We start from the raw sequence: 13,396 nt of genomic DNA on the forward strand, positions 1-13,396 counted from the left end.
TTTCCCGTGCCGGGTTTTGGTTGCCTGGGGCCCAAAGTGGGGCTGCTGTCACACCGCGAGGGGGCGGGCCGTGGGCGGGATGGGTGTGGGGAGTGTCGACGATCCGGTGAGGTGGGCGTCGACGCCGCCGGCGCAGGAGCGGCCTTCGGCGATGGCCCAGACGATCAGCGACTGGCCGCGGCCGGCGTCACCGCAGGCGAAGACTCCCTCGACCGACGTCTGGTAGTGGTTGTCCCGGCGAACGTTGCCGCGCTCGTCGAGCTCGACGCCGAGCTGCTCGAGGAAGCCCTCGCGCTCCGGGCCGACGAAGCCCATCGCGAGCAGCACAAGCTGCGCCGGGATGCTGCGCTCGGAGCCCTCGACCGGGTTGAACTTCCCGTCCTTGAACTCGACCTCGACCAGGTTCAGCCCCGAAACGTTGCCGTCGGCATCGGCCTCGAAGTTCACCGTGGAGACGGCGTACACCCGGTCGCCGCCCTCCTCGTGGGCGGAGGCGACCCGGTAGATCATCGGGTACGTCGGCCACGGCTGGTGGCCCGGGCGGTCGTCGCCGGGTCGCGGCATGATCTCGAGCTGCGTCACAGTGCGGGCGCCCTGCCGGTGCGCCGTACCGAGGCAGTCGGCGCCGGTGTCGCCGCCGCCGATGATCACCACGTCCTTGCCGGTCGCAACGATCTGGCCGTCGACGGTCTGCCCGAGGGCGACCCGGTTGGCCTGCGGCAGGTACTCCATCGCCTGGTGGATGCCGCCGTACTCACGGCCCGGCACCGGCAGGTCGCGGGCCGCCGTGGATCCGGTCGCGATGACCACCGCGTCGTACCGCTGCTTGAGCTGGGTGCCCGTGACGTCCACGCCGACGTTGACGCCGGAGCGGAAGACCGTGCCCTCTTCCTTCATCTGCTGGATGCGGCGGTCGACCTGTTCCTTCTCCATCTTGAACTCGGGGATGCCGTACCGCAGCAGGCCGCCCGGGGCGTCGGCGCGCTCGTACACCGCGACCGTGTGCCCCGCGCGGGTCAGCTGCTGCGCCGCGGCCAGGCCGGCCGGACCCGACCCGACGACCGCGATCGTCTTACCGGTCAGCCACTCCGGCGGCTGCGGCTTGACGTCACCGGTCTCCCAGGCCTTGTCGATGATCGCGACCTCGACGTTCTTGATCGTCACCGGGTCCTGGTTGATGCCGAGCACGCACGAGGTCTCGCACGGCGCCGGGCAGAGCCGGCCGGTGAACTCCGGGAAGTTGTTGGTCGCGTGCAGCCGCTCGATCGCGCTCGACCAGTCGTCCCGCCAGACCAGGTCGTTCCACTCCGGGATCAGGTTGCCCAGCGGGCAGCCGTTGTGGCAGAACGGGATGCCGCAGTCCATGCAGCGGCCGGCCTGCTTGGTGATGATCGGCAGCAGCGCCTTGCCGGGCCCGCCGGGGTAGACCTCTTTCCAGTCCTGCACCCGCTCGTCGACCGGCCGCCGGTCGGCGACCTCCCGTCCGGTGGTCAGGAATCCCTTGGGGTCAGCCATCAGATGGCCTCCATCATCGCTCGCGTGGTGGCGTCCTCGTCCAGGCCGTCGCGCTCGGCGGCCGCCTTGGCCGCCAGCACCCGGGCGTAGTCGCGGGGCATCACCGTGGTGAACCTGGCAGCCGCGGCGGGCCAGTCGGCGAGCAGCTTGGCCGCCCGTTCCGAACCGGTCTCCTCGAAGTGCCTGCGGACCAGGTCGTGCAGCAGTTCGGACTCGTCCGTGGTGACCGGGTGCAGATCCACCAGCTCCGGGTTCACCAGGGTGTGGTCCAGGTCGAGCACGTGGGCCACGCCGCCCGACATGCCCGCCGCGAAGTTCCGGCCGACGGCGCCGAGTACGACGACGCGCCCGCCGGTCATGTACTCGCACGCGTGGTCGCCGACCGCCTCGACGATCGCGGTCGCGCCGGAGTTCCGGACGCAGAACCGCTGCCCGGCGCCGCCGCTGATGAACAGTTCGCCGGACGTCGCGCCGTACGCGATCACGTTGCCGGCGATGATCTGGTCGGCAGCGTCGAACCGCGCGTGCCGGTCCGGGCGAATGACAACCCGGCCGCCGGACAGGCCCTTGCCGACGTAGTCGTTCGCGTCGCCCTCGAGTCGCAGGGTGACGCCGCGCGGTACGAAGGCGGCGAACGAGTTGCCGGCCGACCCGGTGAAGGTCAGGTCGATGGTGCCGTCGGCCAGCCCGGCCGCGCGGTAACGCTTGGTGATCTCGTGGCCGAGCATCGTGCCGACGGTCCGGTTGACGTTGCGGATCGCGAGCTGCGCCCGGACCGGTTCGCCGCTCTCGAGAGCCGGCCGGCAGATCCGGATCAGCTCGTTGTCGAGCGCCTTGTCCAGGCCGTGGTTCTGCTCGATGGTCTGGTGCAGCGACGCGCCCTCGGGCAGCGCCGGCACGTGCAGGATCGGCGACAGGTCGAGCCCGTCGGCCTTCCAGTGGTCAACCGCGCGCTGGATGTCGAGGACTTCGGCGTGCCCGATCGCCTCGTCCAACGTCCGGAACCCGAGCTCCGCCAGGTACTCGCGGACCTCCTCGGCGATGAACTCGAAGAAGTTCACGACGAACTCGGGCTTGCCGGAGAACCGCTCCCGCAGTACCGGGTTCTGCGTCGCGACGCCGACCGGGCAGGTGTCCAGGTGGCAGACCCGCATCATGATGCAGCCCGACACGACCAGCGGCGCGGTCGCGAAACCGTACTCCTCCGCGCCGAGCAGCGCCGCGATGATCACGTCCCGCCCGGTCTTCAACTGGCCGTCGGTCTGTACGACGATGCGGTCGCGCAAACCGTTCAGCAGCAGGGTTTGCTGCGTCTCCGCGAGACCCAGCTCCCACGGACCGCCCGCGTGCTTCAGCGAGGTCAGCGGCGCCGCGCCCGTACCGCCGTCGTGGCCGGAGATCAGTACGACGTCCGCGTGCGCCTTCGAGACACCCGCCGCGATCGTGCCGACGCCGACCTCCGACACCAGCTTCACGTGAATGCGAGCGGCAGGGTTCGCGTTCTTCAGGTCGTGGATCAGCTGCGCCAGGTCCTCGATCGAGTAGATGTCGTGGTGCGGCGGCGGCGAGATCAGGCCGACGCCCGGCGTCGAGTGCCGGGTGTTGGCCACCCACGGGTACACCTTCGGGCCGGGCAGCTGCCCGCCCTCACCGGGCTTCGCGCCCTGCGCCATCTTGATCTGGATGTCGTCGGAGTTCGTCAGGTACTCCGCGGTGACGCCGAAGCGACCGGACGCGACCTGCTTGATCGAGCTCCGCCGGGCCGGGTCGTACAGCCGCTCGGCGTCCTCGCCGCCCTCGCCGGTGTTCGACTTGCCGCCGAGTTGGTTCATCGCGATCGCCAGCGTGGTGTGCGCCTCGGCGCTGATCGAGCCGTAGCTCATCGCACCGGTGGAGAACCGCTTGACGATCGCGCTCACCGACTCGACCTCGTCGATCGGGATCGGACCGCGATCACTCTTGAAGCCGAAGAGCCCGCGCAGCGTCATCAGCCGCTCGGACTGCTCGTCGACCTTCGACGTGTACTGCTTGAAGATGTCGTACCGCCCGGTCCGGGTGCTGTGCTGCAGCCGGAAGACCGTGTCCGGGTCGAACAGGTGCGGCTCGCCCTCGCGGCGCCACTGGTACTCGCCGCCGATCTCGAGCTTGCGGTGCGCCGGCAGGATGCCGTCGGCCGGGTACGCGCGCAGGTGGCGGCGCCGTACCTCCTCGGCGATCGCGTCCAGGCCGACGCCGCCGATCCTGGACGACGTACCGGTGAAGTAGATGTCGACCAGGAACGGGGACAGCCCGTTCGCCTCGAAGATCTGGGCGCCGGTGTACGACGCGACCGTCGAGACACCCATCTTCGACATCACCTTGAGGACGCCCTTGCCGAGCGACTTCACCACGTTGCGGATCGCCTGCTCGGGCTCGATGCCGGGCAGGTACGTCCCGCGCCGACACAGGTCCTCGACGGACTCCAGCGCCAGGTACGGGTTGATCGCGGCCGCGCCGTACCCCATCAGGAGCGCGACGTGATGGACCTCGCGGACGTCACCGGCCTCGACGACCAGGCCGACCTGGGTGCGGGTCTTCTCCCGGACCAGGTGGTGGTGGATCGCGGAGGTGAGCAGCAGCGACGGGATCGGCGCGCTGTCGGCGTTCGAGTGCCGGTCGGACAGCACCAGGATGCGGGCGCCCTCGTCGATCGCGGCGCTCGCCTCGGCGCACAGCTCGTCGAGCCGGGTCCGGAGCGCCTCGCCGCCGCCTTCGACGTCGTACACGCCGCGCAGGACCGTGGTGGCCAGGCCGGGCATGTCGCCGTCGAGGTTGATGTGCCGGAGCTTGGCCAGCTCGTCGTTGGTGATCACCGGGAACGGGATCACCACCTGGCGGCAGGACGCCGGGCTCGGGTTGAGCAGGTTCGACTCCGGGCCGAGGCTGGACGACAGCGAGGTCACCAGCTCCTCGCGGATCGCGTCCAGCGGCGGGTTCGTGACCTGCGCGAACAGCTGCGCGAAGTAGTCGAACAGCAGCCGCGGGCGGTCACTCAATACGGCGATCGGCGTGTCGGTGCCCATCGAGCCGATCGGCTCCGCGCCGGACTTCGCCATCGGGGTGAGGATGACGCGCAGCTCCTCCTCGGTGTACCCGAAGACCTGCTGGCGCCGGGTCACCGACGCGTGGCTGTGGACGACGTGCTCCCGCTCGTGCAGGTCCTCGAACCGGATCAGGCCGGCGTGCAGCCACTCGTCGTACGGGTGCTCGGCGGCGAGCGCGTTCTTCACCTCGGCGTCGGTGATGATCCGGTGCGCGTCGACGTCGACCAGGAAGATCCGGCCCGGCTCGAGCCGGCCCTTCTCGGTCACGGTGGCCGGGTCGATGTCCAGGACGCCGGCCTCGGAGGCGAGTACGACGAGACCGTCGTCGGTCACCCAGTACCGCGAAGGCCTGAGGCCGTTGCGGTCCAGGACCGCGCCGACCTTGGTGCCGTCGGAGAAGACCACCGACGCCGGGCCGTCCCACGGCTCCATCAGCGTCGAGTGGAACTCGTAGAACGCGCGCCGCTGCGGATCCATCGTGGCGGCGTTCTCCCATGCCTCCGGGATCATCATCAGCATCGCGTGCGGCAGCGAGCGGCCGCCGAGGTGCAGGAGCTCGAGGACCTCGTCGAAGGAGGCGGAGTCGGAGGCGCTCGGCGTACAGATCGGGTAAAGCTGCTCCAGGTCGCCCGGGATCAGGTCGCTGGAGAGCAGGGCCTCGCGGGCGCGCATCCAGTTCCGGTTGCCCTGGACGGTGTTGATCTCACCGTTGTGGGCGATGTACCGGTACGGGTGGGCCAGCGGCCAGGACGGGAAGGTGTTCGTGGAGAACCGCGAGTGCACGATCCCGATCGCGGACGCGAGGTCGGGGTCGGTCAGCTCGGGGAAGAACTTGTCCAGCTGGTCCGTGGTCAGCATCCCCTTGTAGGTGATGGTCCGGCCGGACAGCGACGGGAAGTAGGTCTCGGTTTCCTTCTCGGCCCGCTTCCGCAGCCGGAACGCCATCCGCTCCAGCGCCAGACCGAGCACGCGGCCCGTCTTCGCGGTCACGAACAGCTGCTTGAAGGTCGGCATCACCGAACGCGCGGTCGCGCCGAGCAGGCCGGGCGTGGTCGGGATGTCCCGCCAGCCGACCACCGTCAGCTGCTCCTCGTCCGCCAGCTCCTCGATCCGGTCGATCGCCTTCGCGGCGTCGTCGGCGTCGGCCGGCAGGAACGCGATACCGGTCGCATAGCTGTGCGGCGCCGGCAGCTCGAACTCGCACACCTTGCGGTAGAAGGCATCCGGTACCTGGATCAGGATGCCGGCGCCGTCGCCGGAATCGGGCTCGGCACCGGACGCGCCACGGTGCTCGAGGTTCCGCAGGGCGGTCAAGGCCTTGGCCACGATGTCGTGGCTCGGAACACCGGTCAGGGTCGCGACGAAAGCAACACCACAAGCGTCGTGCTCGTGCTGTCCGTCATACAGACCCTCGCTCGGGCGGTGCCGCTTTTGGGCAGGGGGGACACCAAACATTCAGGAGCTCCCGTCGTCCTACGGTCAACACAACTGGCCGCGGGACAACACTGGCCCAAGCCGGGAGTCCCGAGACTACCTCATGACGCCCGCCAGTTGGACTTCCTGTCCACCGCGCAACGCCTTGATGACCCTCCGTAAGCAAGCGCTCACTACTTGCCTCCCATCATCCCAGCCCCGCCCTCATCCCAACCACCCGCAGCCCCTGAAATTCACCTGCTGAGACCGTCGGTCTCTGATAGGCCAGCCTTATGCCCTGGCACCCGTCCCACGACTGGCAACCGCTCACCTCCGGCACCGGTCAAGCCACCGGCGGCGTCTGGCGAACCCCCGACGGCGAAGTGGTGAAGCGCCTGGTCCCCGGCGTACAGGACCCACGTCACCACGCCTACTGGGAACGGCAGGCGCTGGTGGCCGAATCCGGTGTGGTCGCGGGTACGGCGGGACTTCGCGCGCCCGCCTGTCTGGGCGTGGAGCGGGATGCGGACGGCATCACGCTGCGGTTGGCGTACACGCCTGCTGTTGAGTGGGCTCCGGAGGCGTTGGCGGGGGCGCTGGGGCGGTTTGCGGGCTCTTCGGTGGCAGAGCCTGGCTGGGGTGCTCACGACGTACTGCGGGACCGTCTGGGGACTGTGGAGCGGCGTGGTGGGTGGGGGTCGCTGGACCCGTCGCCCGCGATCGACGAGCTGTGGAGGCGGCGGGACCGCGCGCTAGCAGTGCTAGATCGTTTGCCTCGGGTGCCGACGCATGGCGACGCGCATCCGATGAACCTGCTCGGCCGCGCCGGTGACGACGTGGTCGCGATCGACTGGGAGCAGTTCGGTCTAGGCCCGACCGGGTTCGATCTCGGCTACTTGCTCCTGGCCGTCGACGTGCCTCTGGACGAACTGGTGGCGGCGCATGGCGGTGACGTGGCTGCTGTGCGGTGTGGAGCTGTTCTCGTCGCGGCGTACACCGTTGTGTCGCGCGCTGCATGGTCGCTCACGCAACCACATCCCGGCGATCACGTGAGACGCATGCTCGACCTGTCCGCAGTTGTCGAAGAGGCGGCTAGTCAGGTCTGAGGGTGGAGTGAACCAATCGTTTGATAAATCTGCTCGATGGTTTGGCAACCGGGGCGTGACTGGACCCTGCTCAGCGTGGGCAACGGACGGGCGGACGGCGGCGTGTGGAGCACGCCCGAAGGGTTCGTCGCCAAGCGCCTGGTGCCCGGCGAGGGGCGTCCGAGCCACTACGCGTACTGGCGCCGCCAGGCCGATGTCGCCGCCAGTGGTCTGCTCGAGCTGACCGCCGGGCTGCGCGCGCCCCGGTGCGTGAAGGTCGACAGCGATCCGGACGGCATCACGCTCTGGACCGATGCCGTCCAGCCGGATCCGCTCACCTCCTCCGACGCGGCCGCCGCGCTCGGGCGGTTCGCCCTGAATCGGCTCGAGCCTGCCGACTGGTTCGCGCGGCGGATCCTGCGCGACCGGCTGGCCGATGATCAGCAGCACGGTGGCTGGGCCGCGCTCGAAACGGCCGACGTTCTGCCCGCCGACGTACGGCGTTCCGGCCATCAACTGTGGACGCACCGGGCCGCAGTGATGGCCGAGCTCGATCGACTGCCACAGCAGCTCATCCACGGCGACGCGCATCCGCCCAATCTGCTCCGAACGGATGGCGACGACGTCATCGCGGTGGACTGGGATCAATTCGGCATCGGCCCGTTGGGCTTCGACCTCGGGTACCTGTTGCAGTTCACCCCGACACCAATCGCGGATCTGGTGGCCGCCTTCCAGGCCGGCAGCGCAGCTACCTGGCCTGCCGGTTCGGTACGGCGAGGCGCCGTACTGATCGCTGCCGTCACCCTGGTCGCGCGCGCGGCCTGGGCGCTCGATCAACCCGACCCCGGGGTGCACCTGGATCGGTTGGTGACGCTGTCGGCGGTCGTCGACGAAGCGGTCAGCCACGCCTCGTGGAACGCCTGATAGCTCGGGAACCGCGCGGTCGTCGCCTCGATGAGAACGTCTCCGAGCGCCGGCGGCGGGTCGGGGAGGAGAATCAAGCCTGCGCGCGCGAGGGCGTAGGCCGTGGTTCGGGTGTCGACAGGGGCGCCCAGGGCGAGCTCCTCGGGCGCCATGAAGCGCTTGGATCCGAACATGCGGCCCATGGTGTTGCGGTGGGCGCCGCGGTGGTACGAGTCGAGGTCCATGACGGTCAGGCGTTGGGTTGTGAAGTCGTAGAGCAATGACCCGTCGTAGAAGTCGCCCTGGACCCAGCCGGCTGCGTCCAGGGCGGCATGTAGGTCGTAGAGGGTGTCCAGGGCGGCGAGGATCTCCTCGGTCGGGAGGGCCTGGAAGCGCTCGCGGACGGCGGGGTCATGGAGAAGTTCGCCGTCGCGCCAGTCGTAGACCAGGAGCGGGCCGGCCGGGGACTCGATCACGGCATGCAGGGTCGGCAGCGCCGGGTGGTCGACCGAGCGGGCGAGCTCGATCGCGTTGCGGAGGAGGGCGACTCGGTCGGCGAAGTCGAGGTACGGCTCGGTGTTCGCCGGGTCGCCGGCGGTCTTGACGAAGTACCGGGCGCCGGCGGTTTGGACGCCGTACGCGATGTTGCCGGAGTCCTGGGTGTCGAAGCGGGTGAAGATGGTGCCTAGCTGATCGAGGTACGTGGCCGGAGGGACATCGATCTCACCGGGGAACATTCCGCCGATCGTAGTAGGAGGAACTCATGGGGCTCAGTGATTTTCCGCGGTACCCGTTGCTGTTCGGGCCTAGTCCGGTGCATCCGCTGGAGCGGCTCTCGGCGTACCTGGGCGGGGCGAAGGTGTGGGCGAAGCGGGAGGACTGCAACTCGGGGCTCGCGTACGGCGGGAACAAGACCCGGAAGCTGGAGTACCTGATCCCGGACGCGCTGGCGCAGGGCGCCGACACGCTGGTGTCGATCGGCGGGTACCAGTCGAACCACACCCGCCAGGTGGCCGCGGTCGCGGCGAAGGTCGGGCTGAAGGCCGTGCTGGTCCAGGAGAACTGGGTGAACTGGCCGGACTCCCTCAACGACCGGGTCGGGAACATCCTGCTCAGCCGGATCATGGGCGCCGAGGTGCGGCTCGACCCGGCCGGGTTCGGGATCGGGTTCAAGGACAGCTGGAAGCAGGCGCTCGCGGACGTCGAGGCTCGCGGAGGTACGCCGTACGCGATCCCGGCCGGTGCCTCGGACCATCGGCTCGGCGGGCTCGGGTTCGCGCAGTGGGCGTACGAGGTGGAGCAGCAGGAGCGGGAGCTCGGGGTCTTCTTCGACACGATCGTGGTCTGCTCGGTGACCGGATCGACGCACGCAGGGATGATCGCCGGGTTCGCGGGGCAGGACCGTCCGCGGCGGGTGATCGGGATCGACGCGAGCGCCAAGCTCCAGGAGACCCGCGACCAGGTCGAGCGGATCGCCCGCGCCACGGCGGAGCTGATCGACCTCGGCCGGGACCTCCGCGCCGACGAGATCACCGTCATGGAGGGCTGGGCCGGCGACGAGTACGGCGTACCTGTGCAGTCGACCCTCGACGCGATCCGGCTGACCGGTCAGCTGGAGGGGATGATCATCGACCCGGTCTACGAAGGAAAGTCCATGGCCGGCCTGATCGACCTGATCCGCACCGGCGACATCCCGCGCGACTCCACCGTCCTGTACGCGCACCTAGGCGGGCAGCCTGCCCTCAACGCCTACAGCAGCTTGTTCACCCACACTCAGCCGATGCCGGGGCCGACGAGCGTGCCGACGAAGTAGGTGAGGGCGGCGGCCGCTCCGCCGAGGAAGAGTTGGCGGAGGCCTGAGTACCACCAGGAACGGCTGGTGACGCGGGAGACGACGGCGCCGCAGACGAAGAGGGCTGTCAGGGCGAGGATCAGGGACGGTACGACGCTGCCGGCTCCGAACAGGTACGGCGCCAGCGGGACGAACGCGCCGATCGCGAAGCAGATGAACGACGACGCGGCCGCGATCACCGGGTTCGGGAGGTCGGTGGGGTCGATGCCGAGCTCTTCGCGGACGTGCTCCTCGAGAGCCTGGTCCGGGTCGGCGTGGAACTGTTTCGCGACCTTGCTGGCCAGGTCCGGGTCGAGGCCCTTCGCCCGGTAGGTCTCGGCGAGCTCGATCTCCTCGTCGAGCGGGTGCTTCTTGATCTCGGCGCGCTCGACCTCGATCTCCGCGCGGGCGAGCTCGCGCTGGGAGGCGACCGAGGTGTACTCCCCCGCCGCCATCGAGAACGCGCCGGCGGCGAGACCCGCGAGGCCGGCCAGCACGATGAACTTCGAGCCGGAACTGGTGCCGCCGTCCATGCCGGCGATCAGCGCGAAGTTCGACACCAGGCCGTCCATCGCGCCGAACACGGCCGGACGCAGCCAGCCGCCGTTCACATCACGGTGCGTGTGATCCCCGTGATGCTCAGCCGAAACCTCAGGCGTCTCAGTCACTTGACCCGTCGTTGGCTTTCGCTGTGGTCGCGGCATCTGCCTCCGGCGCCGCATCTGCGTCCGGCTTCGCTTCGGTCGGCTCGGGTTCGCTCGCGGCTGCGTCGGTCGGCTTGCCGGCGGCGGGGCCGGTGGAGATGTCTTCCTGGCCCGGGTAACGCTTGGCGCTGATGACGAAGGCGACCACGCCCAGGACGAACAGGATGATTGCGGTCCAGACGTTCAGGCGGAGGCCGAGGAAGTGGTTCACGGTGTCGATGCGCATGTGCTCGATCCACGCGCGGCCGGCGGTGTACGCCGCGACGTACAGGAAGAACGCCCGTCCGTGACCGAGTTTGAACCGGCGCTCGACGAGGAGGATCAGGGCGACCACGCCGAGGTTCCAGACCGCTTCGTAGAGGAACGTCGGGTGGAACGTCGCGAAGTCGGCGTACCCGGCCGGCCGGTGGTCTGTCGCGATCTCCAGACCCCACGGCTTGGTCGTCGGGCCGCCGAACAGTTCCTGGTTGAAGTAGTTCCCGAACCGGCCGAAGATCTGCGCCAGCGCGATCCCCGGCGCCATCGCGTCCGCGACCGCCAGGAAAGGCACCTTGGCCCGCCGGCAGGCGATCCAGGCGCCGAGCGCGCCGAAGCCGACCGCACCCCAGACACCGAGTCCGCCGTGCCAGATCTTCAGCGCGTCGATCGGGTGCTTGCCCTCGCCGAAGTACAGCTCGGCGTCGGTGATCACGTGGTAGATCCGCGCACCGATCAGCCCGAACGGGATCGCCCAGAACATGATGTCGGCGAGCACCGGCGCCGAGCCGCCGCGCGCCACCCAGCGCCGGCGGCCGAGCCAGTAGCCGGCAAAGATGCCGGCCAGGATGCACAGCGCGTACGCGCGGATCGGCAGGGGGCCGAGGTGCCAAACACCCTGGCTCGGACTCGGGATGAACGCCGGAACCATCACGGCGGGAAGCAGACTAGACATGGCAAGGGGGAACGCTACTCGACCCACCAGAGCACGGCCAGAAACGCACGGTCACGATGGGGCCTCAGAGTGCGGCCGCGTCGACGGCCTTTTGCAGGCCTTCGGCGGTGAGCTGGTCGGCCTCGAGTTGCTTGCCGTTGACGTAGACGGTCGGCGTACCCGTTACGCCGCGGTCGTCAGCCGCCTTGCCCACGGACTCCAGCCAGGTCCCGTACGTGTTGTCCTGCACGGCCTGCTGGAACTTCGCGTCGCCGACACCGAGCTGCTTGCCGAGCTCCAGCAGCTGGTCTGTGGTCCAGGACTTCGAGAAGTCGCCGTACAGCTCGTCCACGAAGCTCAACGCCTTGCCGTTCGCGGCCGCCGCGGCGAACGCGTTCGCGAGCCGCGGTGAGGCGTCCGGGTTCACGAACTGCAGCGGCCAGTACGTCAACGTCGCCGTACCGTCCTGGACGAGCTTGTCGACTACTCCGCCGCTGGCCTCTTCGAACTCCGCGCAGTGCGGGCAGCGGAAGTCGAGGTACAGGTCGATGTTCACCTTCGCGCCGGACTTGCCGACAGTGACGCCCTTCCCGGACGTGCCCGGACCGGTGACGACCGCAGGCTCCGCACGCCCGTTGGAGCTCACCTCTACCTTGGAGTGGCCGCGGTAGTACTGCACGCCGACACCGGCGCCGAGGGCCAGCACCAGGACGATCACCACGATGATCCCGGGTGCGATCCGGCGCTTCGGCTGCTGCAGCAGCGGGTTCGCCGGGGAGTTGGTCTTGCTCACGACGCGGTGGCTCCTTGCGGTCCTGTGTTCGGGTCGGTGTTCGGTTCCGTGTTCGGTTCTGGTGCGACAGCGAACTTACTGGCGGGCTTCAACCAGAGCCAGCCGGCGAGCACCAGCAGCCCGGCGTCCCGGAGGATCTCCTGCAGGTACTTCGTTTGTCCCGGGGCGACCTGACCGCCGCCGCCGAAGCAGCCGCAGTCGATCGACAGGCCGCGGGCCCAGGCGGACGCCACCGCGGCGATGAAGACGACCATGAAAACACCCGCGGCCGCCGCGGACGCGCGGACACCGAAGCCGATGATCAACAGCAACCCGATCGCGATCTCCAGGAACGGCAGCCCCCAGCCGACCGGTTCCACCAGGGCCGACGGGAGCAGCTCGTACGCGCGGACCGCCTGGGCGGCGGTCTCCGGATCGGTCACCTTCAGCGCGCCGGCGACCAGCATCACGCCGCCGAGCACCAGCCGCGCCACCAGGGAGACCCAGGGAATCCACGGCTTCACCGGTTGTCCTCCACCAGCTTCCCGAAGTCGTGCGCGAGGTCGCCGATCGCGGCGTTCGACAACCAGAGCACGTTCGCCTTGTCGTTCTTCCCGAAGCCGATCACCTGCGCTCCGTGACCGACCTCGTACCCACCGGAAGGAAGCTTCTGCATCCCTTCCACCGGTACGCCGACGGCCTTCGCGATGTCCTTGATCGACGTCAGCGATCCGGTCAGCCCGACGAACGCCGGGTCGAACCGGTCCAGGTACTTGCGGATCACCGGCCCGGTGTCCCGCGCCGGGTCGGTGGTGATGAACAGCATCTGGATCTGGTCCTGCACCTGGTCGTCGAGCTTCGTGAGCGCTGACGCCACGTCGGCCATCACCGTCGGGCACACGTCCGGACAGTTGGTGTACCCGAAGAACACCAACGTGACCGGCTTCTTGGTGGACGTGACCAGGTTGAACGGGTTCCCGTCGGTGTCGGTCAAGGTGGCCGCAGGCATCGAGTACGGCCGGTCGAGGGTGGCGCCGCGCAACCCGTTCGGGTCCTGGCTGCTGCGGATGATGGCGCCGCCGGGGTTGTCCGGCTTCTCTTCCTTGCCGCTGCAGCCCGCGAGGGCGAGCAGAGCCACCGCCGCCAAGAAGAGGACGGCGTTCCTGGATCGACTCACGGC

Annotated in this window: 11 protein-coding genes; 3 read left to right on the forward strand and 8 right to left on the reverse strand. The window is 69.1% G+C overall.

The genetic code is table 11. The annotated features are described in order from the left end of the window. Window positions 1–48 precede the first annotated feature (48 nt). Window positions 49–1,515 (reverse strand): glutamate synthase subunit beta, encoded by a 1,467-nt coding sequence (locus ACLJOO_RS14145; protein ID WP_410787481.1) that lies wholly within the window; start codon window positions 1,513–1,515, stop codon window positions 49–51. Then, window positions 1,515–6,053 (reverse strand): glutamate synthase large subunit, encoded by a 4,539-nt coding sequence (gltB, locus tag ACLJOO_RS14150; RefSeq protein ID WP_410787483.1) that lies wholly within the window; start codon window positions 6,051–6,053, stop codon window positions 1,515–1,517. The genes ACLJOO_RS14145 and gltB overlap by 1 nt, the downstream gene beginning before the upstream one ends. Window positions 6,054–6,304: 251 nt before the next feature. On the opposite strand from gltB, the gene ACLJOO_RS14155 reads away from it, so the two are divergent. Both ACLJOO_RS14155 and ACLJOO_RS14160 read left to right on the forward strand, forming a co-directional pair. Beyond that, window positions 6,305–7,117: a phosphotransferase gene (locus ACLJOO_RS14155; RefSeq protein ID WP_410787485.1), complete on the forward strand. Its 813-nt coding sequence runs from the start codon at window positions 6,305–6,307 to the stop codon at window positions 7,115–7,117. Between the two features lie 75 nt (window positions 7,118–7,192). Further along, on the forward strand, window positions 7,193–8,020 hold the full coding sequence (locus tag ACLJOO_RS14160) for an aminoglycoside phosphotransferase family protein (protein ID WP_410787487.1): 828 nt from the start codon (window positions 7,193–7,195) through the stop codon (window positions 8,018–8,020). Here the strand turns inward: ACLJOO_RS14160 and ACLJOO_RS14165 are convergent. Further along, window positions 7,930–8,736 carry a hypothetical protein gene (locus ACLJOO_RS14165; protein WP_410787489.1) on the reverse strand — a complete coding sequence of 269 codons (807 nt, stop codon included), beginning with the start codon at window positions 8,734–8,736 and terminating at the stop codon, window positions 7,930–7,932. The two genes, ACLJOO_RS14160 and ACLJOO_RS14165, sit on opposite strands and share 91 nt — an antisense overlap. Window positions 8,737–8,762: 26 nt before the next feature. Here ACLJOO_RS14165 and ACLJOO_RS14170 point away from each other — a divergent pair, with 26 nt between their 5' ends. Next, window positions 8,763–9,812 carry a 1-aminocyclopropane-1-carboxylate deaminase gene (locus ACLJOO_RS14170; RefSeq protein WP_410787491.1) on the forward strand — a complete coding sequence of 350 codons (1,050 nt, stop codon included), beginning with the start codon at window positions 8,763–8,765 and terminating at the stop codon, window positions 9,810–9,812. Here ACLJOO_RS14170 and ACLJOO_RS14175 read toward each other — a convergent pair. From ACLJOO_RS14175 to ACLJOO_RS14195, 5 genes are all read right to left on the reverse strand, one after another. Further along, on the reverse strand, window positions 9,773–10,498 hold the full coding sequence (locus ACLJOO_RS14175; protein ID WP_410787493.1) for a VIT1/CCC1 transporter family protein: 726 nt from the start codon (window positions 10,496–10,498) through the stop codon (window positions 9,773–9,775). The genes ACLJOO_RS14170 and ACLJOO_RS14175 overlap by 40 nt on opposite strands. After that, on the reverse strand, window positions 10,491–11,465 hold the full coding sequence (gene lgt / locus ACLJOO_RS14180; protein WP_410787495.1) for a prolipoprotein diacylglyceryl transferase: 975 nt from the start codon (window positions 11,463–11,465) through the stop codon (window positions 10,491–10,493). Before lgt ends, ACLJOO_RS14175 begins: the two co-directional genes overlap by 8 nt. A 64-nt stretch (window positions 11,466–11,529) precedes the next feature. Further along, on the reverse strand, window positions 11,530–12,237 hold the full coding sequence (locus ACLJOO_RS14185) for a DsbA family protein (RefSeq protein ID WP_410787497.1): 708 nt from the start codon (window positions 12,235–12,237) through the stop codon (window positions 11,530–11,532). Continuing rightward, entirely contained in the window at window positions 12,234–12,740 is a 507-nt protein-coding gene (locus ACLJOO_RS14190; protein ID WP_410787499.1) for a DoxX family protein, read from the reverse strand. The genes ACLJOO_RS14185 and ACLJOO_RS14190 overlap by 4 nt, the downstream gene beginning before the upstream one ends. Then, complete coding sequence (locus ACLJOO_RS14195; protein WP_410787501.1) at window positions 12,737–13,393, reverse strand: SCO family protein; 657 nt, start codon at window positions 13,391–13,393, stop codon at window positions 12,737–12,739. Before ACLJOO_RS14195 ends, ACLJOO_RS14190 begins: the two co-directional genes overlap by 4 nt. Between the last annotated feature and the right edge of the window lie 3 nt (window positions 13,394–13,396).

The organism is Kribbella sp. C-35 (genome assembly GCF_046549195.1).
GTDB lineage: Bacteria > Actinomycetota > Actinomycetes > Propionibacteriales > Kribbellaceae > Kribbella.